This is a genomic window from Bacillus sp. CECT 9360 (genome assembly GCF_918741275.1).
Classification (GTDB): Bacteria; Bacillota; Bacilli; order Bacillales; family DSM-1321; genus Peribacillus.
In genome coordinates this window covers 13,303-35,296 of the sequence record NZ_CAKKNA010000012.1, presented here as the reverse complement: position 1 = coordinate 35,296, position 21,994 = coordinate 13,303, and the positions used below count along the sequence as shown (strand labels likewise).

General features: G+C 42.6%; 24 protein-coding genes, 1 pseudogene, 1 riboswitch and 1 other annotated feature. Of the genes and pseudogenes, 11 read left to right on the top strand and 14 right to left on the bottom strand.

The window, feature by feature from the left end:
- Positions 1 to 5: 5 nt before the first annotated feature.
- From leuS to LQ216_RS15220, 3 genes are all read right to left on the bottom strand, one after another.
- The gene (gene leuS, locus LQ216_RS15230; RefSeq protein WP_230130323.1) at positions 6 to 2,420 is read right to left on the bottom strand and encodes a leucine--tRNA ligase; all 2,415 of its coding nucleotides are present in this window, start codon (positions 2,418 to 2,420) and stop codon (positions 6 to 8) included.
- 69 nt (positions 2,421 to 2,489) lie between these two features.
- Positions 2,490 to 2,714, bottom strand: a binding site (T-box leader).
- Positions 2,715 to 2,829: 115 nt separating this feature from the next.
- Positions 2,830 to 4,026: an MFS transporter gene (locus LQ216_RS15225; protein ID WP_230130322.1), complete on the bottom strand. Its 1,197-nt coding sequence runs from the start codon at positions 4,024 to 4,026 to the stop codon at positions 2,830 to 2,832.
- Between the two features lie 182 nt (positions 4,027 to 4,208).
- A complete protein-coding gene (locus LQ216_RS15220; protein ID WP_230130321.1) occupies positions 4,209 to 4,478 on the bottom strand; it encodes a DUF2524 family protein in 270 nt (89 codons plus the stop codon).
- Between the two features lie 368 nt (positions 4,479 to 4,846).
- Between LQ216_RS15220 and LQ216_RS15215 the strand changes: the two genes are divergently transcribed.
- Both LQ216_RS15215 and LQ216_RS15210 read left to right on the top strand, forming a co-directional pair.
- Positions 4,847 to 5,809: a TIGR01212 family radical SAM protein gene (locus LQ216_RS15215; RefSeq protein ID WP_230130320.1), complete on the top strand. Its 963-nt coding sequence runs from the start codon at positions 4,847 to 4,849 to the stop codon at positions 5,807 to 5,809.
- On the top strand, positions 5,809 to 6,381 hold the full coding sequence (locus LQ216_RS15210; RefSeq protein ID WP_230130319.1) for a class I SAM-dependent methyltransferase: 573 nt from the start codon (positions 5,809 to 5,811) through the stop codon (positions 6,379 to 6,381). The genes LQ216_RS15215 and LQ216_RS15210 overlap by 1 nt, the downstream gene beginning before the upstream one ends.
- A gap of 50 nt (positions 6,382 to 6,431) precedes the next feature.
- Here LQ216_RS15210 and LQ216_RS15205 read toward each other — a convergent pair whose 3' ends face one another.
- Positions 6,432 to 7,526 (bottom strand): tetraprenyl-beta-curcumene synthase family protein, encoded by a 1,095-nt coding sequence (locus LQ216_RS15205; RefSeq protein ID WP_230130318.1) that lies wholly within the window; start codon positions 7,524 to 7,526, stop codon positions 6,432 to 6,434.
- Between the two features lie 14 nt (positions 7,527 to 7,540).
- Complete coding sequence (locus tag LQ216_RS15200) at positions 7,541 to 8,344, bottom strand: alpha/beta hydrolase (RefSeq protein WP_230130317.1); 804 nt, start codon at positions 8,342 to 8,344, stop codon at positions 7,541 to 7,543.
- A 202-nt stretch (positions 8,345 to 8,546) separates the two neighbouring features.
- Between LQ216_RS15200 and LQ216_RS15195 the strand changes: the two genes are divergently transcribed.
- The gene (locus tag LQ216_RS15195; protein ID WP_230130384.1) at positions 8,547 to 9,065 is read left to right on the top strand and encodes a gamma carbonic anhydrase family protein; all 519 of its coding nucleotides are present in this window, start codon (positions 8,547 to 8,549) and stop codon (positions 9,063 to 9,065) included.
- 106 nt (positions 9,066 to 9,171) lie between these two features.
- On the opposite strand, the gene metK is transcribed toward LQ216_RS15195, so the two are convergent.
- Positions 9,172 to 10,368, bottom strand: coding sequence for a methionine adenosyltransferase (metK, locus tag LQ216_RS15190; protein ID WP_230130316.1), 1,197 nt, complete (start codon positions 10,366 to 10,368; stop codon positions 9,172 to 9,174).
- 228 nt (positions 10,369 to 10,596) lie between these two features.
- Positions 10,597 to 10,738, bottom strand: a riboswitch (SAM riboswitch).
- A 233-nt stretch (positions 10,739 to 10,971) separates the two neighbouring features.
- Here metK and pckA point away from each other — a divergent pair.
- Positions 10,972 to 12,558 (top strand): phosphoenolpyruvate carboxykinase (ATP), encoded by a 1,587-nt coding sequence (pckA, locus tag LQ216_RS15185; RefSeq protein WP_230130315.1) that lies wholly within the window; start codon positions 10,972 to 10,974, stop codon positions 12,556 to 12,558.
- 48 nt (positions 12,559 to 12,606) lie between these two features.
- Here pckA and LQ216_RS15180 read toward each other — a convergent pair whose 3' ends face one another.
- The 4 genes from LQ216_RS15180 to LQ216_RS15165 form a co-directional block, all read right to left on the bottom strand.
- Positions 12,607 to 13,560 carry a hypothetical protein gene (locus tag LQ216_RS15180; RefSeq protein ID WP_230130314.1) on the bottom strand — a complete coding sequence of 318 codons (954 nt, stop codon included), beginning with the start codon at positions 13,558 to 13,560 and terminating at the stop codon, positions 12,607 to 12,609.
- Complete coding sequence (locus LQ216_RS15175) at positions 13,553 to 14,062, bottom strand: RNA polymerase sigma factor (RefSeq protein ID WP_230130313.1); 510 nt, start codon at positions 14,060 to 14,062, stop codon at positions 13,553 to 13,555. Before LQ216_RS15175 ends, LQ216_RS15180 begins: the two co-directional genes overlap by 8 nt.
- Positions 14,063 to 14,165: 103 nt before the next feature.
- Positions 14,166 to 14,408: a DUF2584 domain-containing protein gene (locus LQ216_RS15170; protein ID WP_230130312.1), complete on the bottom strand. Its 243-nt coding sequence runs from the start codon at positions 14,406 to 14,408 to the stop codon at positions 14,166 to 14,168.
- 36 nt (positions 14,409 to 14,444) lie between these two features.
- Positions 14,445 to 15,236 (bottom strand): prolyl oligopeptidase family serine peptidase, encoded by a 792-nt coding sequence (locus LQ216_RS15165; protein WP_230130311.1) that lies wholly within the window; start codon positions 15,234 to 15,236, stop codon positions 14,445 to 14,447.
- A gap of 230 nt (positions 15,237 to 15,466) precedes the next feature.
- On the opposite strand from LQ216_RS15165, the gene LQ216_RS15160 reads away from it, so the two are divergent.
- The 3 genes from LQ216_RS15160 to LQ216_RS15150 are packed head-to-tail and all read left to right on the top strand — an operon-like array spanning position 15,467 to position 18,027.
- On the top strand, positions 15,467 to 16,459 hold the full coding sequence (locus LQ216_RS15160; protein WP_230130310.1) for an ABC transporter substrate-binding protein: 993 nt from the start codon (positions 15,467 to 15,469) through the stop codon (positions 16,457 to 16,459).
- Positions 16,460 to 16,472: 13 nt separating this feature from the next.
- Entirely contained in the window at positions 16,473 to 17,243 is a 771-nt protein-coding gene (locus tag LQ216_RS15155) for an ABC transporter ATP-binding protein (protein WP_230130309.1), read from the top strand.
- Positions 17,233 to 18,027, top strand: coding sequence for an ABC transporter permease (locus LQ216_RS15150; RefSeq protein WP_230130308.1), 795 nt, complete (start codon positions 17,233 to 17,235; stop codon positions 18,025 to 18,027). Before LQ216_RS15155 ends, LQ216_RS15150 begins: the two co-directional genes overlap by 11 nt.
- A gap of 25 nt (positions 18,028 to 18,052) precedes the next feature.
- On the opposite strand, the gene ytkD is transcribed toward LQ216_RS15150, so the two are convergent.
- The gene (gene ytkD / locus LQ216_RS15145) at positions 18,053 to 18,526 is read right to left on the bottom strand and encodes an RNA deprotection pyrophosphohydrolase (protein WP_230130307.1); all 474 of its coding nucleotides are present in this window, start codon (positions 18,524 to 18,526) and stop codon (positions 18,053 to 18,055) included.
- A gap of 112 nt (positions 18,527 to 18,638) precedes the next feature.
- Between ytkD and LQ216_RS20530 the strand changes: the two are divergent.
- A pseudogene (locus LQ216_RS20530) lies at positions 18,639 to 19,466 on the top strand (DUF6612 family protein); the annotation flags it as partial.
- Positions 19,467 to 19,512: 46 nt separating this feature from the next.
- Here the strand turns inward: LQ216_RS20530 and LQ216_RS15140 are convergent.
- Positions 19,513 to 19,818 (bottom strand): hydrolase, encoded by a 306-nt coding sequence (locus tag LQ216_RS15140; protein ID WP_230130306.1) that lies wholly within the window; start codon positions 19,816 to 19,818, stop codon positions 19,513 to 19,515.
- Positions 19,819 to 20,114: 296 nt separating this feature from the next.
- On the opposite strand from LQ216_RS15140, the gene LQ216_RS15135 reads away from it, so the two are divergent.
- Positions 20,115 to 20,372, top strand: a complete 258-nt coding sequence (locus LQ216_RS15135; protein WP_230130305.1) for a DUF6154 family protein — start codon at positions 20,115 to 20,117, stop codon at positions 20,370 to 20,372.
- A gap of 151 nt (positions 20,373 to 20,523) precedes the next feature.
- Positions 20,524 to 20,688 carry a hypothetical protein gene (locus LQ216_RS15130; RefSeq protein ID WP_230130304.1) on the top strand — a complete coding sequence of 55 codons (165 nt, stop codon included), beginning with the start codon at positions 20,524 to 20,526 and terminating at the stop codon, positions 20,686 to 20,688.
- Positions 20,689 to 20,714: 26 nt separating this feature from the next.
- Here the strand turns inward: LQ216_RS15130 and LQ216_RS15125 are convergent, their stop codons facing one another.
- Positions 20,715 to 21,155, bottom strand: a complete 441-nt coding sequence (locus tag LQ216_RS15125; RefSeq protein ID WP_230130303.1) for a DNA starvation/stationary phase protection protein — start codon at positions 21,153 to 21,155, stop codon at positions 20,715 to 20,717.
- Positions 21,156 to 21,271: 116 nt separating this feature from the next.
- On the opposite strand from LQ216_RS15125, the gene ytzI reads away from it, so the two are divergent.
- On the top strand, positions 21,272 to 21,418 hold the full coding sequence (gene ytzI, locus LQ216_RS15120; protein WP_230130302.1) for a YtzI protein: 147 nt from the start codon (positions 21,272 to 21,274) through the stop codon (positions 21,416 to 21,418).
- A 34-nt stretch (positions 21,419 to 21,452) separates the two neighbouring features.
- Here the strand turns inward: ytzI and LQ216_RS15115 are convergent, their stop codons facing one another.
- Entirely contained in the window at positions 21,453 to 21,926 is a 474-nt protein-coding gene (locus LQ216_RS15115) for an S-ribosylhomocysteine lyase (RefSeq protein ID WP_230130301.1), read from the bottom strand.
- Positions 21,927 to 21,994: the final 68 nt, after the last annotated feature.

The following is a 21,994-nucleotide window of genomic DNA, read 5'->3' as shown; positions in this document are numbered from 1 at the left end:
TCTATTTAGTTTGCAACAATATTGACGAGCTTGCCCGGTACGGCAATTACCTTGCGCACGGTTTTGCCGTCAATTTGTTCTTTGATTGTGTCATCATCCATTGCTATTTCCTCTAACTGCTCTTTCGTAATATCCGTTGGCACCATTAATTTCGTTTTGACTTTGCCATTGATTTGGATGACGATTTCGACTTCATTGTCAATCAGTTTTGCTTCGTCATAAGCTGGCCATGTTTCGTAAGAGATGCTTTCTGTATGGCCAAGCTTTTCCCAAAGCTCTTCGGTAATATGAGGAGCTACCGGGGAAAGCAATTTAGTAAATCCTTCGATATATGCTTTCGGAAGCGTATCCGCTTTATAGGCATCATTGATGAATACCATCATCTGCGAAATGGCTGTATTGAACTTAAGCTCTTCATAGTTCTCGGTCACTTTTTTCACAGTTTGATGATACACTTTTTCCAATTTGCCGCTGTCATCGTTATTGACTACTTTGGAGGTAAGTGAGCCATCTTCCTCAATGAATAAGCGCCATACACGGTCAAGGAAGCGACGAGATCCATCAAGGCCGTTTGTCGACCAGGCAATCGAGGCATCCAATGGCCCCATGAACATTTCATAAAGGCGAAGCGTATCTGCGCCATGGCTTTCAACAACCTCATCAGGGTTTACGACATTGCCTTTTGATTTGCTCATTTTTTCATTATTCCCCCCAAGAATCATCCCCTGGTTAAACAGTTTCTGGAAAGGTTCCTTCGTAGGGACAATGCCGATATCATATAAGAATTTATGCCAGAAACGGGCATACAATAAATGAAGTACAGCATGCTCTGCCCCGCCGATATAGACATCAACCGGAAGCCATTCTTTCAGTTTTTCATAATCGGCGATTTTCTCGGAGTTTTTCGGATCGATGTAGCGCAGGAAATACCAGCTGCTGCCTGCCCATTGCGGCATCGTATTTGTCTCGCGGCGCCCTTTACGACCGTTTTCGTCCGTTACGTTTACCCAATCCGCGATATTGGCCAGTGGTGATTCCCCTGTGCCGGATGGTTTGATTTCGGTAGTTTTCGGAAGAAGCAACGGAAGCTCTTCTTGTTTTACAGCTTCCACGCTGCCGTCTTCCCAGTGGATGATTGGAATCGGCTCACCCCAGTATCGCTGGCGGCTGAAAAGCCAATCGCGTAGGCGGTAGGTAATTTTCTTTTTGCCGATGCCCTGTTCACCAAGCCATTCAATCATCGCTTTGATCGCTTCTTCTTTTTTCATTCCATCCAGGAAACCTGAGTTGACATGCTCCCCGTCACCAGAATACGGTTCTGTTTCGATGTTTCCGCCTGTAACGACTTCTTTGATTTCTATTCCAAATTTTTTCGCAAATTCATAATCCCGTTCATCATGGGCCGGAACCGCCATGATTGCTCCCGTTCCATAGCTCATTAACACATAGTCCGCAATCCAGATCGGTACTTTCTCCCCGTTTACTGGATTGATGGCATAAGCGCCGGTGAATACGCCTGTTTTATCCTTTGCTAAATCAGTCCGTTCCAGCTCCGATTTATTTTTGACGGTTTGAACATATTCCTCTACCGCACGTTTTTGTTCCTCGGTCGTTATTTTATCAACAAAAGGATGTTCGGGAGAAAGCACGGTATACGTTGCGCCAAATAGTGTGTCAGGACGAGTCGTGAATACGGTGAAGGATTCATCATGTCCGTCAATGGCAAACGTCACTTCAGCACCTTCAGACCGGCCGATCCAGTTTCTTTGCATATCCTTGATGCTTTCAGGCCAATCAACCTCTTCCAGGTCATCGAGCAACCTGTCTGCGTACGCCGTAATCTTAAGCATCCATTGCTTCATTGGACGGCGTTCAACCGGATGGCCCCCGCGCTCGCTTTTTCCATCGATGACTTCTTCATTTGCCAAAACCGTCCCGAGTGCCTGGCACCAGTTAACCGGCACTTCGTCGATGTAAGCGAGGCCTTTTTCATATAATTTTAAGAAAATCCACTGGGTCCACTTATAATAATCTGGATCTGTCGTATTGATTTCACGGTCCCAATCATAGGAGAAACCAAGCGACTTGATTTGGCGCCTGAATGTATTGATATTCTTCTGTGTGAATTCAGCCGGATCATTCCCCGTGTCTAAGGCATACTGCTCTGCGGGCAGCCCGAATGCATCCCAGCCCATCGGGTGAAGCACTTTATAGCCTTGCATTCTCTTCATACGAGATAATATATCGCTTGCCGTATAGCCTTCCGGGTGTCCTACATGTAGACCGGCACCGGATGGGTATGGAAACATATCAAGCGCATAGAATTTGCGTTTTCCCCTTTCTTCATTCGTTTTGAAAGTCTTATGATCCTCCCAATGTTTTTGCCACTTTTTTTCGATTTGCAGATGATCGAAACTCATAGTATTTTCCTCCTATTTTTCTTTAAGCATTTCCGGTTGTTGAAACCAATAAAAAAAACCCTCATCCCAAAAAGGGACGAGAGGATTATGTATATCTTCCCGCGGTACCACCCAAATTGGCGACAAGATAATCGCCCCACTCAAAATCCGTAACGTGGAAACTACGTCAAGCACTACTAAGGTTCATGCTTAAAACTCAAAGGCGAGTTCACGACTGCTCCCGGTTGGCTTGCACCATTCGCCAACTCTCTGTACAGGAACTAAATCGTTACTAATCCTTATCATCGTCATTTTGCAATTATTAGATTATATAATATTCTATTAAATTTCAGTCATAAAATCAATAGCCGTTAGCTAAGATTATAAACAGGTTCTCAGTTATATATGCAACCGCGGAAAAAAAAGTGTGTTATTTCGTTTGTGAAATGATTCGATTTTCATCATTGGATCTTCTAAGCCGGCGGTCAAATAGGATCGTCGTCATGATCGCAACCACAAATAGAACCGACAAGACGCTAAACATCATGTTCATTCCATGGAAGTCGACCAAAAAACCACCGAGCAGCGGACCAATCATTCTTCCCGCTGTCGCCGTGCTGTTCACGACCCCCTGGTAGAAACCTTCTCTACCTTTTACAGCTAGGTCATTCGCTACTGCAGGGACAGCTGGCCAAACAAACATCTCGCCAATAGTCAAAATCACCATGGCTGTTAGTAACCCTGCAAAACCATTGGCATTTGCAGCTACTGAGAAGGAAACAATAAAAGTAAGCATTCCAGCAATCAATTGAACCTTTAACGTTTTCGCAAACCATTTGATAGCCGCCGTTACAATCGGCTGGGCCAATACAATCAAAGCACCATTGATCGTCCAGAGAAGACTATATTGCTTAAGCGAAATGCCTATTTCCTGGGTATAGGCAGCAATTGTCGATTGCCATTGCACATAACCGACCCAGCATAAAAAGTAGCCGATACAGAGGATAAACAAGGCGTTTAGCTTTGCACTGTTTTTCAAAGGTCTCTGTTCATTTAAGATGGATGTCTGACTTCCAGCCTCTCCATCCATTCCTTTAAAACCAAAAAAAGCAAGCAGCATGAATAGCAGATACAAACCTGTATTAGCGGCGAATATATACTCAAAGGATATGGAAGCAATCACCCCGCCTAATGCGGAACCTATGGCAACCCCGAGATTTTGGGCTACATAGATGGCGTTAAAGGCCTTTCTGCCTCCTTCTTTCCAGCTCGTTCCAGCCATAGCAAAGATAGCCGGGAACACGATTCCTGTACCAAAGCCGGAGAGTGTCAAAAACACAATGTAAGGAATCCATTCATGATTGATCGTCAAACCTAGTGAGGAAATCAAGGTAATTACAATACCGGCAAGCGACGTTTTGTAACCGCCGATTTTATCAAATAAGCTCCCCCCGATAAGATTCCCAATAACACTTGCCAAGGCGTTCGCCATCAGCACAAGACCCGCTACTGACAATGATTTCCCAAGCTGATCATGAATGAAAATGGTATTCAAAGGCCATAAAAAAGAAGAAGCCGTTACATTTATAATCATTCCAATAATTAATAGCCAAAAAGAACGAGGCATGAAAAACTTCCTTTGCATTAAATTGTTTCGTTAACCTAAACAATTTTATGGCTTTTCATATCCCACTGCAATATTTTTTTCTTATATTCCACAAAGATGTATTATTCGGTAAATTATCCCCTGGACGACCATGGTGAACCAATCCGAATATACAAATATCCGGATCAGCTCAAGTATTTTTATCAGCGATCATGATCCAGCACAGTCATGTTATGCCGCATTTGGTCAAGCTGAAGCTTCATTCTAAGCAGTTGTTCTCTTTGCTGGGTGTTGGAACTGTTCGCTAATGTTTCAACATTATTCAAAGCGCTTTGCAGTTCCTGCTGAGACTGGATAAAATCCAGGTCATTATCATGTTCCTGCGTAGATGCTTCCCTGTACTGATCAGTAGCGCTACGGAGAGCGTCTTCACATTGCTGAATGCAATTTTCAACGGATTGTCTTGTTGCCACTAGGTGCCTCCTCCTCTCCATTCGTATTCAAATAATAGATGATATCCATCATCTTGATTAGTTTTGTCTGTTTCAATCTGGATTATCAGATTTAACCAGGGCCAAATCTCTCCAGTAGCATAATTCAATTGGAGAAGCCGGTTTTTTCATGATAAGCTATGTTACATATCCTGTTGATTTTGGGTCATTTGCTCCCCATCTATGAAACGATTGGGGAAAGCTCGCTTTTCCCAATCGTTTCATGGATGGGAAGCTACCTTTCAGCAAAGCTGAAAGGTGTGTGAAACCAGGTTTCACACAAATGAATCAACAGAGTCTCATCTAAAATACGTTCTACCTTAGGGAAAAAGATAAAGGAGGGTTTTGGCTTGAATCAGACAAACCCGTTTATATATGCGACAGATGATAAACGATATCATACGTGGAACTACCATCTACGCCAAGAGTTTGGCCATAAAGTGTTTAAAGTGGCTCTTGACGGCGGCTTCGATTGTCCTAATCGCGATGGCACCGTCGCCCATGGCGGCTGCACATTCTGCAGCGTTGCCGGTTCCGGGGATTTTGCAGGTAACAGGGCAAAAGATTTAAAAACACAGTTTGAGGAAATAAGCGCCAAGATGCATCATAAATGGAAAGATGGCAAGTATATGGCCTATTTCCAAGCTTTCACTAACACGCATGCTCCGCTTGATGAACTAAAGGAAAAGTATGAAACCGTATTAAAACAAGATGGGGTCGTCGGGCTTTCGATTGCGACTCGTCCTGATTGCCTGCCTGATGACGTTGTCGAGTATTTGGCAGAGCTGAATGAGCGCACTTATTTATGGGTCGAGCTTGGCCTGCAGACTGTCCACGAAAGAACCTCACTCCTTATCAATAGGGCCCACGATTTCCAATGCTATGTAGAAGGCGTAAACAAGCTTCGAAAGCATGGAATCCGGGTTTGTTCCCATATCATTAACGGCCTTCCGCTCGAGTCTTACGAGATGATGATGGAGACGGCCCGGGAAGTAGCCAAGCTTGATGTCCAAGGGATTAAGATTCATTTGCTTCATCTTCTAAAGGGAACGCCTATGGTGAAGCAATACGAAAAAGGGATGCTTGAATTCCTCTCCTTTGAAGATTATGTTTCTCTAGTGTGCGACCAGCTTGAAATACTTCCGCCTGAAATGATCGTCCACCGAATCACGGGAGATGGCCCTATTGAGCTGATGGTCGGCCCGATGTGGAGCGTCAACAAATGGGAAGTGCTAAATGCGATTGATGCTGAGTTGAAAGAACGGAACAGTTGGCAGGGTAAATTCTATAGTCAGCAAGTTGTGGAAGTGTAATGAAGCTTGATAAAATTCTCCCCTTTGCCCAAACGTTGCTCGCAAAAGCGGTGCAGCCTGGCAACATAGCGGTTGATGCTACGGCTGGCAATGGGATTGACACGTTGTTCCTTGCTAAACTCACTGGAAATGATGGACATGTATATGCATTTGATATTCAGGATGAAGCGATTGCCGCAACTTCACGCCGCCTTCAATCCGCGGGAATGGATAACCGTAGTACGTTATTTTTGACAGGGCATGAAAACATGAAAGCAATGATACCCGAAAGCAAGTACGGAAAGATAACAGCCGCTGTGTTTAATCTTGGTTATTTGCCGGGAGGTGATAAGACAATCGCAACCAAAGCAGATACCACCATATCAGCGATTGAACAGTTATTGGAGATCATGGCACATGAAGGAATCATTGTCCTCGTCATTTACCACGGATATCCTCAAGGGGCTGATGAGAGGGATTCGTTACTACACTATGTTTCAAACCTGCCTCAGGAGCAGGCCCACGTTCTTCAATACAGCTTTATTAATCAAATCAATCATCCCCCTTTTATTATTGCCATCGAAAAACGCTAAAAAGAGTCTGTGGGACCCTCAACGGGAAACAGACTCTTTTTATTTTTATTTTATTTAACCGCTGAAAAAAACAACCCGCCGGACTTTTTCTTTTGGAGATTCCGATAGGCCCTGCCATTAATATAGAAAAAGATTGATTCCAAACCGCCGAAGCGGATTAATTTTTTCGCCAGTAATTTTACGGCTTTTTGGGATTTTACTTTATCATCAGATAGGTACAGTCCTAAAAGACCTCTGTGAATTAATTGATGGAACCGTTTATGCGGCAGCTTTTTTGCATATTGGTTCGACTTTTTAACAAAATGGGAAAAACGTTCAAACATCTCTTTGTCATCTTTGTAATAAAAACAAAAATTCAAATCTCCGCCATCCAGGTCTTCTTCCTGGTCGATAAAATAATCAAGCAAGATATGAAGGCCTTGTATATATGGAAAGTATCCTTCACGGATCATATCTGCATTGTCTGCCTCGAAATCGTCTCGAATACTGTAGGAGACTAGGCAGAAAATTCCGAGAGTAGAGCCGGAACATGCCGAAAATTCATACCACGACATCGCGGGCAGCTGCTGTTCATAACGATCAAACCACGATTGTAGGCGGGGAATTCTTTCTTCGACCGTCACATGCTTATGAACTTGCAGGTCGCAATAGTAAGAACACAGTTCCTTTAAATAAGGAAGGATGGTCTGGTAATTGGGGATGTCCCGCAAGACAGATCGGCACGTTTCCACCAGGTCACTCAAATATCCGCCATCGTCATGTTCGGTACGGCAGCGGTAATAATTAGTCTGTTCGGCTTCAATATCAAGGGCATGCTGCATCGATTCATGCAGGGCCTTAAAATCTTCCGGGTCGAGCGAAGTGCTTCTGTCGCATAAATTATCCAGGTAATCACTGATCGTTTGATAGGCGACGATAAACCGAATCGCTTCGGCTCGCTTTTCCTCAGCGACCAAGGCCAGGATGGACCCTCCTTCACAATGAAAGGTTTTGGCATTGATACTGTCCAGTGCTTGTTTTCTTAATTCTTGATCTGGAATAAGTTCGACCCTCTTTTTCCAATAATCGAGTTCTTCGTGCGCGATTGGGAATACATCCCGATATACTTGTTTCATTAATGCTATAGGGTTTGTCGGGACCGACATCCGTAACACCTCACTTAAATGATGTATCCTAGCGTTTTTAATCGATTTTCAACAAACCCTAATGCATACTGAAATACGTCTTCTCTTTCCGGTTCGTTAAAGATTTCATGATACAAACCAGGCCATTCTTTGTAATGCTTCTCACTGCACTGATTGTAATTGAACCATTCCCGCACAGACCTTTTATCGACAACCCGGTCATCACCGCCCTGCATGAGCATGAGCGGTACGTCTTCAAAATAGGGAATATCATCAAACGCCTGCTTCATCGCATTGACAAGTTCGCGGTACCATCTGACCGATACTTTCGTCACGTAAAGGCTATCATTCAAGTCCGCCTCACGCACTTCTGGATTTCTTGTCGCGATTTCGGGAGTGATATCTGCGTTGATTTTTAATTTTGGATAAACGAGATTAATCCCGTGGGACAGCGTATTTAACAGTTTTGATGGCTGGGTTACGAGCCCTAAGCATGGGGATGACAGAATAACCCCTGCTAAATCATACTCCTCTTCCTGCAGCAGGCGGATTGCCACGAGGCCGCCCATGCTGTGCCCCAATAAAAATACTGGAAGCGAATATTGGTACGCTTCGTGAATCCAGCCTCTTACCTCATTTAAATAGGTATCAAAAGAATTAATATGTCCCCTGAAAGCACGGGTAGTCATTCCCTGTCCCGGAAGGTCTCCCATAATGACATGGTAACCGGATGAACGCCACATCTGAGAAAGCCATTTGTAGCGGCCGTGATGCTCCATCGCGCCATGTATCATGACAATCACAGCTTTTGCGTTACCTTCTGCCTCCCATTTCCACATAGGAAATCCTCCTTTATTTTCTACATTTAGGAATGAACTGCTACATATATTGCGGCATCGTATTTTACACCCTTTTATATTCCCGCTAAAATGAAATAGATGCTTATTACATCCCATGTTTAAAAATTATGTAATTTATAAAACGCTATACTTGAATAATACCGAAAAAAACGCACCTCGGAAAGGATTTGATTCCAAATTGATTAATTACCCATATAAAAACCATACACCGAAAATAGCAAAAAGCGCGTACATCGCTGATAATGCCGTCATTACGGGCGATGTTATCATTGGCGAATACTCGAGTCTATGGTTTAACTGTGTAATCCGGGGTGATGTCGCCCCGACAATTATCGGAAATAAAGTGAATATCCAAGATAACTGTGTACTGCATCAAAGCCCGAACAACCCACTGATTCTGGAAGACGAGGTGTCTGTAGGCCACCAGGTAATCCTCCATAGCTGCAAAATAAGAAAAGGCGCCCTGATTGGTATGGGCTCCATCATTCTGGATAATGCCGAAATCGGCGAAGGAGCATTCATCGGTGCAGGAAGCCTTATTCCCCAGGGTAAAGTGATCCCTCCCAACACCCTTGCCTTCGGCCGGCCGGCGAAAGTAATTCGGGAATTAAATGAAGAAGACAAGAAAGACATGGAGCGAATTTGCCGGGAATACGCTGAAAAGGCGCAACTCTATAAGCAGGCTAAGCAAATTAAATAGCCGATTTTCTTTGCATACTATAAATAGTATGAATTAACTTTAAGGGAAATATGAAATAAAGAAGAGGACTTACATAGCTGTAAATCCTCTTCTTTATTTCTATAAATTATTTTGCTTGTGCTTTTAAATCTTCAGCTTTGTCAGTCCGCTCCCACGGCAACTCGATATCACTGCGACCGAAATGCCCGTACGCTGCTGTTTGCTTGTAGATTGGGCGGCGTAGATTCAGCATGTTGATGATACCCGCAGGGCGAAGATCAAAGTTGCGACGAATGAGGTCCACAAGGACGTCTTCATTAACTGTTCCCGTTCCGAACGTATCGACGGAAATTGATACAGGCTGGGCAACACCGATTGCATAAGCAAGCTGTACCTCCACTTTATCAGCAAGACCGGCTGCCACGATGTTCTTTGCTACGTAGCGTGCTGCATATGCTGCTGAACGGTCTACTTTTGTAGGATCCTTGCCTGAGAATGCACCACCGCCGTGGCGCGCATAGCCGCCATACGTATCAACGATAATTTTACGGCCTGTTAATCCTGCATCCCCTTGAGGACCGCCGATAACAAAGCGACCAGTTGGGTTGATGAAATATTTTGTGTTTTCATCAATCAGCGCTTCTGGAACTACCGGGTTGATGACATGCTCTTTTAAATTACGTTGGATTTGCTCCAGGCTGATTTCCGGGTGATGTTGAGTCGAAATGACGATCGTATCGATGCGAACCGGTTTGTCGTTCTCATCGTACTCAACAGTCACCTGTGTTTTCCCATCTGGACGCAGATAAGGAAGAATTTCCTCCTTGCGTACTTCTGCTAAACGCCTTGAGATTTTGTGAGCTAATGAAATCGGAAGAGGCATAAGCTCTTTCGTTTCGTTGCAGGCAAACCCAAACATTAATCCTTGGTCTCCCGCCCCGATTGCTTCGATCTCTTCATCAGTCATTTGACCTTCACGTGCTTCTAATGCCTGATCTACACCCATTGCAATATCAGCCGACTGTTCATCGATAGATGTTAGTACAGCACAAGTTTGTGCGTCAAATCCATATTTTGCCCGAGTATATCCAATGTCAGCAATAGTTTCACGCACGATTTTAGGAATATCTACATATGTAGAGGTAGTGATTTCTCCCGCTACAAGTACGAGGCCAGTGGTTACTGACGTTTCACATGCAACACGAGCGTTTGCGTCTTTCGCAAGAATCGCATCCAAAATTGAATCTGAAATCTGGTCACAAATTTTATCCGGGTGACCTTCAGTTACAGACTCAGAAGTAAATAGACGACGTTGTTTGGACATCTGATTTCCTCCTTACGGTTAATATTTTTTTAGGCTCAAGAAACGTAATGATGCTTCATTTCCTTTACCATGATTTGTCGACGGAGTTCATTCCCTTTTAAGTTTCCACCATAGATGCATTTTAGTATGATGACAGCAACTATTCTACCGTTTCTTTACATACTGTATACAAAAAAAAACTTTCCTACTCATAGAGGAAAGGTTTGTTGTCTAACATCTATCCTTTCACTCTTATCGTTCAAGGGTTTGACCTTGCATCAGGTTAGCACCAGCGCCAATAAATTCCCTTAAGAGGAATGATCACTTAAATCTTTTGGCAGGTTGCCGGGTTTCATAGGGGCCTGTCCCCTCCACCATCTCGGGATAAGAGAATCCGTACAAGTTAGTATCATAACAAAATTTCAAAAAAAGTCAACTATTGAGTCTCATCCCTTCATAAAGGCTACTTCCTCTTGGGTAAAACTAATCAGTTAACTAAATTTGGTGGGAGATTAATCATAAGAAAATGTTCACAATTTTATAATTAATAGTATAGACTATTTATATAAATGTGTTATACTAATTACATTGAATTAAATATTTATAAAGGAAGGTATCTCATATATGAATTCTGTTGACATTTCAAATGAGTTACACGAGTTATTAGCCGGAAGCAACGTGAATGTACAACTTTCTGTTCCTCAATTAGTCGAGAAAGTATTGAACCGGAAAGAAGGTTCACTTACATCAACGGGTGCGGTCAAAGCCGAGACCGGTAAGTATACAGGCCGTTCTCCAAAGGATAAATATACAGTAGCAGAATCTTCCGTAAGGGACAAAATCGATTGGGGCGCAGTGAACCAGCCGATTTCCGAAGAAGTTTTCTCAAACTTATATGATAAAGTGATCCGTCATTTGAAAGAAAAAGAAGATATTTTTGTATTTAACGGTTTCGCCGGCGCCGATGAGAAGTACCGTCTGCCGATTCAGGTCATTAATGAATATGCGTGGCATAATTTATTCGCCCACCAATTGTTCATTAGGCCAAACGAAGAAGAACTTAGGGGCCATAAAGCAGAATTCACGGTTATTTCCGCTCCGGACTTTAAAGCAAATCCGGCGATTGACGGTACGAAATCCGAAACGTTTATCATCATTTCATTCGAGCGGCGCACTGTTTTGATAGGCGGGACGGAATATGCAGGTGAAATGAAGAAATCTGTCTTTTCCATTATGAATTACCTGCTGCCGGAACAAGGAATTCTTCCAATGCACTGCTCAGCAAACGTGGGCCGGGAAGGGGATGTCGCCTTATTCTTCGGTTTATCTGGTACGGGTAAAACCACTTTATCCGCTGATTCTAACCGTAAGCTGATCGGCGATGATGAGCATGGCTGGTCCAATAACGGCGTTTTCAATATCGAGGGCGGCTGTTATGCTAAATGCATTAACTTATCCCGCGAAAAAGAACCGCAGATTTTCGATGCGATTCGATTTGGAGCCGTTCTGGAAAATGTAGTGGTTGATGAAGATACAAGAATCGCGGATTATGATGATAACGCCTTAACTGAAAATACTCGAGCTGCTTATCAGATCCAGTCCATCGACAATATCGTGAATCCGAGTATTGCAGGGCATCCAAATACAATTATCTTTTTAACGGCCGATGCTTTTGGTGTACTGCCACCTATTAGCAAACTTTCAAAAGAGCAAGCCATGTTCCATTTTTTAAGTGGTTACACAAGCAAACTGGCCGGAACAGAGCGCGGGGTTACCTCTCCAGAGGCTACCTTCTCCACATGCTTCGGTTCTCCATTTCTGCCGCTTCCAGCCACACACTATGCAGAAATGCTTGGAAAAAAAATCGATGAGCATGGAGCGAAGGTTTATCTTGTTAATACCGGCTGGACCGGCGGCGAGTACGGTGTCGGGAGCCGCATGAAGCTGGCTTATACACGCGCAATGGTACAGGCTGCGCTCGAAGGCGAATTGACGAATGTTGAAACCATCAAGGATGATATTTTCGGATTGGAAATTCCGCTTCATGTTCCAGGTGTACCTGATACTGTATTACAGCCTGTCAAGACATGGGAAGATAAAGCAGCATACGAAGCCAAAGCTACGGAGCTGGCAGCTAAATTCCGCGCTAACTTTAAAAAATTCTCTAACGTTGCAAGCGATATCGAAGAGCTTGGCGGACCGAATGCCTAATAAGAGTTTCAAACGCCCAAAATCCATCAATTGGAATTTGGGCTTCTTTTATTTTTTCTTAACATGGACGTTCATCTTTGTATTTCCTATTTTAATTTGCCAATCGCCCTCTTTATCAAAAACGAGCTGCCCATCGTATATGGAAAGGGGTTTCCCTTCACTATCAGTAAAATCTTCCTTGGCGGCAAAGATAAAAGTCTTGGATGGTGCAAGGCTATACTTCTTAGAAACTTTCACTTCTAATTCTTCTGGCAGTTGATCTCCCTTATATTCAATCGCTACATGATCCATAGTCCCAGTATGAAAATCCTCTCCTGATGTTAAAACCGTGATTTTCCCACTATTTGGGTACGCTTCTTTAACATCAACAGTAAAGCTAGAAAGTTCTTTGCCATTCACCTTAAAAGATAAAATCCATTCACCTTTCTCCGAAAATGGAGTAAATTTTGTTAAAGCATGGGCATCATCAGAATCCAGCCCGCTTGTGAGAACCGTTTCGGTTAGTGTAATTGATGTACTTCCATCCACCTGTTTCCCGGTTACTTCTAATGTTTCATCAACCATATCTTCATTCTGGTCTTCCCAAAGAAATATCATCATTTTAGAAAGATTTCTATGGTCTTCAGCTACCCATTCCATAGGTCTGAGTACGCCCAGCCGCCCTGGAATGCCGTAAAGTGTCTTCTTTTGGATAACATTCCCATCCTTATCCGTCCTGTCAAAGTAAACACCTGATTGAACCTCCTGCTCCGGATTGGAAGAGGTATAATCTATCTCCTCTTTTTGAAATAAAATGATTGCTAAAAACGCTGCCAATGAAAGCACTATACAAATAGTTCCTGCGTATATGCCCTTATTAAAGAGAACCCAACTCTTTTTTTTGTACTGTTCCGAGTTTTTAATATTATGCAGGATACGACTGCGTTGCTGTTCAGACAAATGGTAGTCGGGGAGGTTTTTCAGGTCATTCAATAGCATATCTTCATCGTGATCTTTATTCATTCTCTTCATCCTCCATCAGCTTCTTCAGTTTTCGTATCGCCCTAAAGAAGGTCACATTGAGTTTATTAGGGCTCCATTTCAATACTTCTCCGGCCTCTTTCGGTGACAGCTCAGCGATTCCTCTCAGCAGAATCACTTCACGATAATGATCCGGCAGCCTATTTATCGCTTGATATAACTTTTCATATCTTTCTTTGCTAATCAACAGCTCTTCAATGAGTAGCTGTGAATGTCCTTGGGTTAGATCTTGTTTTTTCTGCAGCCGTTTCCATAAACTCTTCTTCTTTGACGAATCAATCGCTGTGTTCCGTGCAATTTTTAACAGCCAGGTTTTAGGATGCGATTCCTTCCTATAGCCGTTGAAAGACCGCAACGCTTTAAGAAACGTATCTTGCACTAAATCTTCCACGTCTGAATGACCCGTATAATAAACAAGGTATTTGGTGATGTCCGCTTCAAAATCATGAAACCATTTTTCTATTATTCGTTCATTCTCATTCATCCCCTTAGAACCCTCCCCTCACTTATTAGACGATATAAGTTGGGATATATTACATATACCGCAAATTTTTTTACATAAAAAAAACAGACCAATATGGCCTGCGTCAGTTTGTGGAATTCAATGATACCAGTTTGTATATAATAATCGTCTGCCCGCTCTCCCATTCCAGCTTTTGTATGACAGCCGTCCCGCTCGTCTCGCTTTGGATGGTTTTCCGGATATCAAGTGGAATATCAAGCGGATAGAGACGATAGCCATCCTTTGTAAGACGAAAAATATTCTCTTCTTCTCTCTTTTCCCGGCCTTTGGTTACAATCATGGTATTGAGTTCTAATGGCATCCCCATAATTCGTACCCTCCTTAGTAAGATATCTCTATAGTATCACTTTTCCGTTTGCTGTTTCATCCACTGAGTTAAATCTTCTACGACGCGCCGGTTTGTTGCGGGAGGAAAGTAATGCGTGAAGTCGTCAAAATACCAGCTTTCAACCGGTTTATCCTTTGCTTTCAGTATCTTTTCCAGCCGGTGGGCATGTTCGACGGAAACATTTTCATCCTGTACCCCGTGAATGATGAGCACAGGTGCCATAAGTTCATCCGCTTCAAATAACGGTGTCCGATACTCATATTCCTCAGGATATTTCTTTGGCGTTCCCCCTATTACCCGCTTCATCATTCTTCTAAGATCCTCTCTCTCTACGTAGGTCAGGAACATGTCAGAAACGCCTCCCCAGGTTACAACCGAAGCGGTATTTTTACAGTTTATCGCCGTCCACAAAGCCATCACCCCGCCTCGTGAAAAGCCGAATACATGAATGGAATTCGGTCTAACCCTTGGGTGGTTTTCAAGCAGGTTAAATGCAGAAATTGCATCCTGCCGGTCTTCGCCTGCAAAGTCTTCATCCCCTTCACCACCCTGGTTCCCCCGGTAAAAAGGGGCAAAAACAATAAACCCCTGGGCTGCGAACTGCACGATCCTCCCCGGCCTGACCTTACCGACATTCTTTATGCCTCCCCGTAAATATAAAAACCCATCATGAATATCTCCCTCTATAGGCTCTGCTAACAGTCCCTTTACTTTGAGTCCTTGAGAAAGATAGGTAATCGAATAAAGATGAATCCCCGGATGAGGTGATGGAAAACGTCGCTTTTCAATAATGGTGCCGTCTTTCATGCCAGATTCTCCTTTCACCGCTTTTGATCTTATTGTAAAACAAACATGTCCATCTATCCCATAGGAATCATGAAAAATGCTTCAATGCTTTCTTGTTCCCGGTGAACCTGGATAGTCAAACCCTAGGTTTCAAAAGTGTTCCATAGGCAATCACACATTTTTGTTTATCGAATACGATATGTTAGGCCCATACACATACGCAAAAATGAACAAAAAGGAGGAAGATTCACATGAAAAGGTTAAAAATAGGCATATTTCTTTTACTTAGCTTCATTCTGATTGTCTCCCTCGCCGCATGCGGCAAGGAGGATGTGCAAAAGGTAAGAGTGGCCGAAGTAACACGTTCCATTTTTTACGCTCCACAATATGTAGCGCTTGAAAAAGGATTTTTCAAAGAAGAAGGTTTGGATGTCGATTTAAAGACGACACCCGGTGGAGACAAGACAATGACAGCACTGCTTTCAAACGGAGCTGACGTTGCCCTCGTAGGTTCAGAGACTTCCGTTTATGTTGCCGCACAAGATCCTAAAGACCCGGTAATCAATTTTGCCCAACTGACTCAGACAGACGGCACTTTCCTTGTTTCCAGAAAGAAGATGGATCACTTCGAATGGAACATGCTTGAGGGCAGCACCTTCCTTGGACAGCGTAAAGGGGGGATGCCCCAGATGGTCGGAGAATTTGTTCTGAAAAAACACGACATTGATCCTAAAAGTGATTTGAAGCTCATCCAAAATATCGACTATGCTAATATTTCAACAGCCTTTGCTTCCGGAACAGGAGACTTTGTCCAGCTTTTTGAACCGACCGCAAGCGTGTTTGAAAAAGAAGGCAAAGGATATATTGTGGCTTCATTTGGTACCGAATCAGGGCATGTTCCTTATACGACATTTATGTCTAAACAAAGCTATATAAAAGAAAACAAAGAAACGATCGAGAAATTCACACGCGCAGTGAAAAAGGCGCAGGACTTTGTCCAAAAAGAGAGCGCTGCAGAAACAGCCAAGATCATTCATCCATTCTTTGAAGATACCGACCTTGAAACGATTGAAATGGTAATCGATCGATATAAAAGCCAGGGCTCTTTTGCGGAAGATCCAATTCTCGATAAACAAGAATGGGATAATCTGCAGAACATCATGGATGAAGCTGGAGAGCTGCCAAAGAGAATCGAGTACAATGAATTGGTAAACACCGACTTTGCCGAAAAGGTCTCTAAATAGAGGAGGCTAGACCATGGGGTTTTTATCGGTGAAGAATATTCATCATACGTATTTTTCAGAAAAAACAGCGACCACTGCATTAAATAATATTAGCCTGGACATTGAGGAAGGTGAATTCACCTCCTTCCTCGGTCCAAGCGGTTGCGGAAAAACGACGCTGCTGTCAATTATAGCCGGGCTTTTATCTCCGACGTCAGGAAGTATATTATTAGAAAACAAACCATTAAACACAGGTAAAGAACTCTCAATCGGCTATATGCTTCAGCAGGATTATCTGTTTCCATGGAAGACGATAGAAGAGAATATTACGCTTGGGTTGAAGCTATTAAACAGAGATGAAACTGAATCCAGAAATCAAGCATTCAAGCTGCTTGAGGATGTTGGATTGCAGGGAGTCGAGAAGCAGTTCCCAGGCCAGCTTTCCGGAGGAATGAGACAAAGGGCAGCATTGGCAAGGACTCTCGCTGTCGATCCGAAAATATTATTATTGGATGAACCGTTTTCGGCACTCGATTACCAAACCAAGCTAAAGCTTGAAGACCTCGTATCCGAAACCCTGAAGGCATTTCGAAAAACAGCCGTTCTCGTGACACATGATATCGGTGAGTCGATTGCGATGAGTGACAAAATTTATTTATTCTCGGCCCAACCAGGGAGAATCCAAAAGTCTTTCACCATCCCACTAGAGCTTCGTTCACTATCTCCATTTGAAGCAAGGAACCATCCCATGTATACAGATTTATTTCAAACGATATGGAAGGAGCTTGAGAGTCTTGAACATTAAAAGCCTCCATGATCAATACAAAGCTTCTCTACAAAAGGAAAAGCGCTGGATCCGCATTTTCCAATTGTTAATCTTCACTGTTTTCTTTGCTTCATGGGAAAGTCTTTCACGATTGGAATGGATTGACCCGCTGATCTTTAGTTCACCATCAAAGGTATGGAATCTTTTCACCGATAAGGTTATGGATGGAACCTTGCTGTCACATTTGAGCGTCACCGTATTTGAAACCGTGCTCGGCTTTATCCTCGGGACACTGCTTGGGACGATTCTCGCTGCTATCCTATGGTGGTCCCCGTTTCTATCAAAAATATTGGATCCTTATCTCGTCATTTTAAACGCGATGCCAAAAGTAGCCCTCGGCCCTATTTTAATCGTTGCCCTAGGACCGAGCCTCACCTCGATCATCGCGATGGGAGCGATCATCTCAATTATCATCACAACGATTGTCGTATACTCCTCGTTCAAAGAAGTCGATCCAAATTATTTAAAAGTACTGCAAACCTTTGGTGCAAACCGCTCGCAAATGTTTAAGGAAGCCATCCTTCCGGCCTCGTTTCCAACCATCATCTCAACCTTGAAAGTAAATGTCGGATTGTCATGGGTAGGAGTAATCGTGGGGGAGTTCCTGGTTTCTGAAAAAGGGTTGGGCTATATGATCATCTATGGTTTCCAGGTTTTCAATTTCAACCTTGTTATGCTTTCATTGATGATCATCGCTGTATTCGCTTCAATTATGTATCAGCTCGTCGAACTGCTTGAAAGGAAACTGATAAAAAAACACTGAAAAGGAATAGCAGGGAATAATCTCCCTATATTCCTTTTTCTAATGATTGCAGGGCCTGTAAGCTGAGCGGCAGGATCTCGTCCTTCATAATAAAACTAAATCTTGCATCTGCCTTTACGTCATCAGGCAGACTTTGCATCAGAACAGGTCCGTTCGTTTCCATATAGTTGTCTCTGGTCTTTAGTTCCTGAAGTTCAGCAAAATAGATCGATTTTATGAAGGTCTCTTCAGGAGAGTCGACCCGATATTGGCCAAGATAGATGAACTCATTCGTCACCCCTCCAGTTTCTTCAAAAACCTCACGCTCTGCCGCTTTTTCAATCGTCTCTCCTTTTTCCCGCTTACCACCTGGAAATTCCAAACCGCGCTCCGCATGGTTCGTCAGTACCCACTTATTTCCGAATCGGCACAGCACTAATACATGCCATGCGTCACCAAACGCATTTTTATCATAGGAAAAATTCACTACATATCCATTGGCATCCACAAATGGTTTCAAAATATCCGCTCCAATCCATAGAGAAAAAGCACTGTTTTACATCATTTTACACCATAAGACAAGAAAATCATTTATCCTGTATTTATATTCCAATATCGAGAGGAGCAACAGAATGAAAAAGTTTCTTATTTGCATTCCCGTTTTGATTTTGCTTGTAAGCGCCTGTGATCAAAAGGCGGAACCTGTTGTGGAAGGTTCGTCCAATAAGAAGGCTGCCGATAGCGGAGAGATGGAGGAACTAACTCTGGAACAGGTTTACGAGAAAACAGTTGAAGTCTCGAATAAGCTTAAAAGCCTGACACTGGTCTCCGAACTAAATCAGTCGATCACTTTGAAGGATCAGCCACAGCCGTTTATGATTAACTCCGAAATTAAGATGGATGTAGTGAAAGATCCGCTCAGCCTTTATCAAAAAATGAATATGACACTTGAGGGACAGCCTCCTCAGGATACCGAAAGCTACTTGACTCACGATGGCTTCTTCCAGTTCGATCCGCTCACACAAAAGTGGATTAAACTTCCGAAAAATATGTCAACTGAACTATTGCAGATACAAAATTCACAAGCAGATCCATCTGCGGAGCTAAAGAGTATGCAGGAATACCTCAAAGACATCTCATTCGAAAGTAATGATTCAAGCTATATTTTAACCTTACACGCTTCCGGTGAAAAATTCCAAGACTTCCTGCAGGAAGAACTGAAAAATAACCTGAGTCCCGAGCTTGCCGAAAGCCTTCAGCTTGGGGATAACATGGATATTAAAAAGCTTACCTATGTGTATCATATCGATAAAAAAACCTTCTACCCAACTAAGCTGATAAATGAAATGGAAATTGTCACCGAAGAACAAAATGAAGAAATTACAATCAGCCAAAAATCAAATAGTACCTTCAGTAATTTTAATGGAGTAAAACCGATTGAGGTGCCAAAAGAAATCCTGGACTCAGCCGAAGAAATGGATATTACCGATGGCTTCTCACCTGCAATCATTCTAATATCCCCATGCTTTCAATATGATTTTTCGCTTCCGCATCGCCCAGTTCATGAATCATTCCATAAATCTTCTGAAGGGTCTCATCATAGGCATCGTTTTCCCGGTCATAATGATACTGAACATAAGGAACATGGGCCCGATAAAAATTCTGGATTTCCGTTGAATAATTTTGATCAAAATATTCCCTCAACCGGGTTACTTCTTCGTCTGTCGCTTCAATTTTAAAATTCCAAGGAGAGCTTTCACGATCCTGGGATATTTGTCCGTTGGCCAAGTAAATATAATAGGTTTTCTTCATATCACGAAAGGCCTCCTTCCACCGTATATGTTTGGTAGAGATAGTTTCCCTTATTGCACCCCTATTCATTCGTAATGGTTAAACGAACATTTTTTCTATACCTAATTCTTTTTATTGGCAATATCTTCTCCTAAAATGTAAAATAATAGATTAAAGTACCACTCAAAGGGTAAAACATATATATGAGACAAAAGAACAAAATATAGCGAATGCTTCATCTATAGAAATGACAGGAACGAAATTTTGGTTTGTTACATACCCTATTTAAAATGGAGTCTTAAATGGAGGTGAGACGCATGAAGTTGATTGAGGACTTATACAACCTGTATAGAAATAAGCTTACCGGAGACGAAGAAGACATCGACATGCTGGCCTTTGCTGTTTTGGAACAGTTGGACCGTCAAGAAATATTGAATTTATTTCACGAAATGGATGACCAGGAATTGAACAATCTTATGGGCATCTATATCATTGAATCCTTAAAAGGAAAATTCGCGCGGGAGGGGCTTGAGGATACAAAGCCATCGAATTTCCATCATCGTAATCTTCATTAAACTCATGTACATATCAACCCTGGAGGATTCACATCTTCAGGGGGTTTTTTATATAAAGGCTCTGTTAAACGATAATGTTGTTTTTGGGAAGGGAATCTGCGAGACTCCTCGAAAATGCATACGCATTTTCTCGTGCGGTGTCTATTCAAGGATGATGAATCAACGTCCTGCGGAAAAACGGGCTGGCAAGACCCCGCAGCGAGGTACGAGTGAGGAGGCTTGCCAGTTCGTCCGCGGAAAGCGAGTAGATTCCATGACCATTTTAAAATCAACAATGGAATTTAACAGAGCCTATATAAAAAAAGTCCCGCTATAACTAACGCAGGACTTTTCTTCGTTCTATTATTTGGCAAGGTACGCGCGAAGCATCCATGAATGCTTGTTCAGGCTTTTTTTCATGCCGGTAAGCATGTCGCTTGTTACCACGTCTTCGGCTTTGTCAGAAAGCTCGATTGCTTCATCAAACTCTTTAGAAACCTTTTCAAAGTCGTTAATAACGCTTTGGACCATGTCGTCGGTTTTTTCCTTACCCGTTGCTTCTTCAAGCGTGGTCAATTCCATATATTCCTTAATGGTAGCAACCGGTTTTTCTTCCATCGCCAATAATCTCTCAGCCAATTCATCAATATTTGTAGATGATTCATTGTATAGTTCTTCCAATTTAGTATGCAGTTCAAAGAAGTGCGGTCCATTTACGAACCAATGAAAGTTGTGCAGTTTCGTGTACAGTAAGCTAAAGTTTGAAATTTCCTTATTAATTACTTTTACTAGTTCCTTAGACATTGTATCGTCCTCCTCTTCGCTACTATATTTCCCTTTTCAATTTAAGTTAAAACCCAATTTATATCGTCGCTTAAAAAATTAAATGGTAAAATAGCTTTATGGAGGAGGAATGCTTCATGAAAACTATTATAGTTATTGGGATCGTGATTGTTTTGACCGTCTTACTGTTATCCGTACTCACGATAAACAAAGGGTATAGTTATAAACACACAGTTGACCCCATCGATCCTCTTCCTGAAGAGGATGAAAAAAAAGATATCTAAAAAAGTTCCTGCCGATGACAGGAACTTTTTTGATTTAAGCAAACACCTGGTGAAGGTCTTCTTTACTTTGTTGCAACCAATAACGCATTAATTTCTTTGCGCCTTCCAGGTCATGTAGTTTTGCCTGACCGCATTGTTTTTCGTTAGCAGCCGGAATATCTGTGATCTCAACAGCGTCTTTCATCGTATCATCAAGGACATCAATGATTTCTGACACGGTAGGTTCACCGCTGACGACAAGATAAAAACCTGTCTGACAACCCATTGGGGAAATATCGATGATATCGAAGTGATCGTATTTCTCGGAATGCTTGCGGATATTGAAAGCAAGCAAGTGTTCCAGTGTATGAATCGCATCTGGCTTCATGGCTTGTTTATTAGGCTGGAAAAAGCGTATATCAAATTTATTAACAACACCGTCCGTTCCCACCTTGTGGACACCGCAATGTCTTACAAAAGGGGCTTTAACGGCATTATGGTCCAATTCAAAGCTTTCTACTGAAGGCATTTAACCCACTCCTTAACATTAAGTATTTCTATTCTACCTCTAATTGCAATATTTTTCATCTATTTCTA

Excerpts from the sequence above, each read along its gene's own strand:
- leuS (WP_230130323.1), bottom strand. The coding sequence starts at position 2,420 with ATGAGTTTCGATCATCTGCAAATCGAAAAAAAGTGGCAAAAACATTGG.
- LQ216_RS15225 (WP_230130322.1), bottom strand. The coding sequence starts at position 4,026 with ATGCCTCGTTCTTTTTGGCTATTAATTATTGGAATGATTATAAATGTA.
- LQ216_RS15210 (WP_230130319.1), top strand. The coding sequence starts at position 5,809 with ATGAAGCTTGATAAAATTCTCCCCTTTGCCCAAACGTTGCTCGCAAAA.
- LQ216_RS15205 (WP_230130318.1), bottom strand. The coding sequence starts at position 7,526 with ATGTCGGTCCCGACAAACCCTATAGCATTAATGAAACAAGTATATCGG.
- LQ216_RS15200 (WP_230130317.1), bottom strand. The coding sequence starts at position 8,344 with ATGTGGAAATGGGAGGCAGAAGGTAACGCAAAAGCTGTGATTGTCATG.
- metK (WP_230130316.1), bottom strand. The coding sequence starts at position 10,368 with ATGTCCAAACAACGTCGTCTATTTACTTCTGAGTCTGTAACTGAAGGT.
- pckA (WP_230130315.1), top strand. The coding sequence starts at position 10,972 with ATGAATTCTGTTGACATTTCAAATGAGTTACACGAGTTATTAGCCGGA.
- LQ216_RS15180 (WP_230130314.1), bottom strand. The coding sequence starts at position 13,560 with ATGAATAAAGATCACGATGAAGATATGCTATTGAATGACCTGAAAAAC.
- LQ216_RS15175 (WP_230130313.1), bottom strand. The coding sequence starts at position 14,062 with ATGAATGAGAATGAACGAATAATAGAAAAATGGTTTCATGATTTTGAA.
- LQ216_RS15170 (WP_230130312.1), bottom strand. The coding sequence starts at position 14,408 with ATGGGGATGCCATTAGAACTCAATACCATGATTGTAACCAAAGGCCGG.
- LQ216_RS15165 (WP_230130311.1), bottom strand. The coding sequence starts at position 15,236 with ATGAAAGACGGCACCATTATTGAAAAGCGACGTTTTCCATCACCTCAT.
- LQ216_RS15160 (WP_230130310.1), top strand. The coding sequence starts at position 15,467 with ATGAAAAGGTTAAAAATAGGCATATTTCTTTTACTTAGCTTCATTCTG.
- LQ216_RS15155 (WP_230130309.1), top strand. The coding sequence starts at position 16,473 with ATGGGGTTTTTATCGGTGAAGAATATTCATCATACGTATTTTTCAGAA.
- LQ216_RS15140 (WP_230130306.1), bottom strand. The coding sequence starts at position 19,818 with ATGAAGAAAACCTATTATATTTACTTGGCCAACGGACAAATATCCCAG.
- LQ216_RS15135 (WP_230130305.1), top strand. The coding sequence starts at position 20,115 with ATGAAGTTGATTGAGGACTTATACAACCTGTATAGAAATAAGCTTACC.
- LQ216_RS15130 (WP_230130304.1), top strand. The coding sequence starts at position 20,524 with ATGATGAATCAACGTCCTGCGGAAAAACGGGCTGGCAAGACCCCGCAG.
- LQ216_RS15125 (WP_230130303.1), bottom strand. The coding sequence starts at position 21,155 with ATGTCTAAGGAACTAGTAAAAGTAATTAATAAGGAAATTTCAAACTTT.
- ytzI (WP_230130302.1), top strand. The coding sequence starts at position 21,272 with ATGAAAACTATTATAGTTATTGGGATCGTGATTGTTTTGACCGTCTTA.
- LQ216_RS15115 (WP_230130301.1), bottom strand. The coding sequence starts at position 21,926 with ATGCCTTCAGTAGAAAGCTTTGAATTGGACCATAATGCCGTTAAAGCC.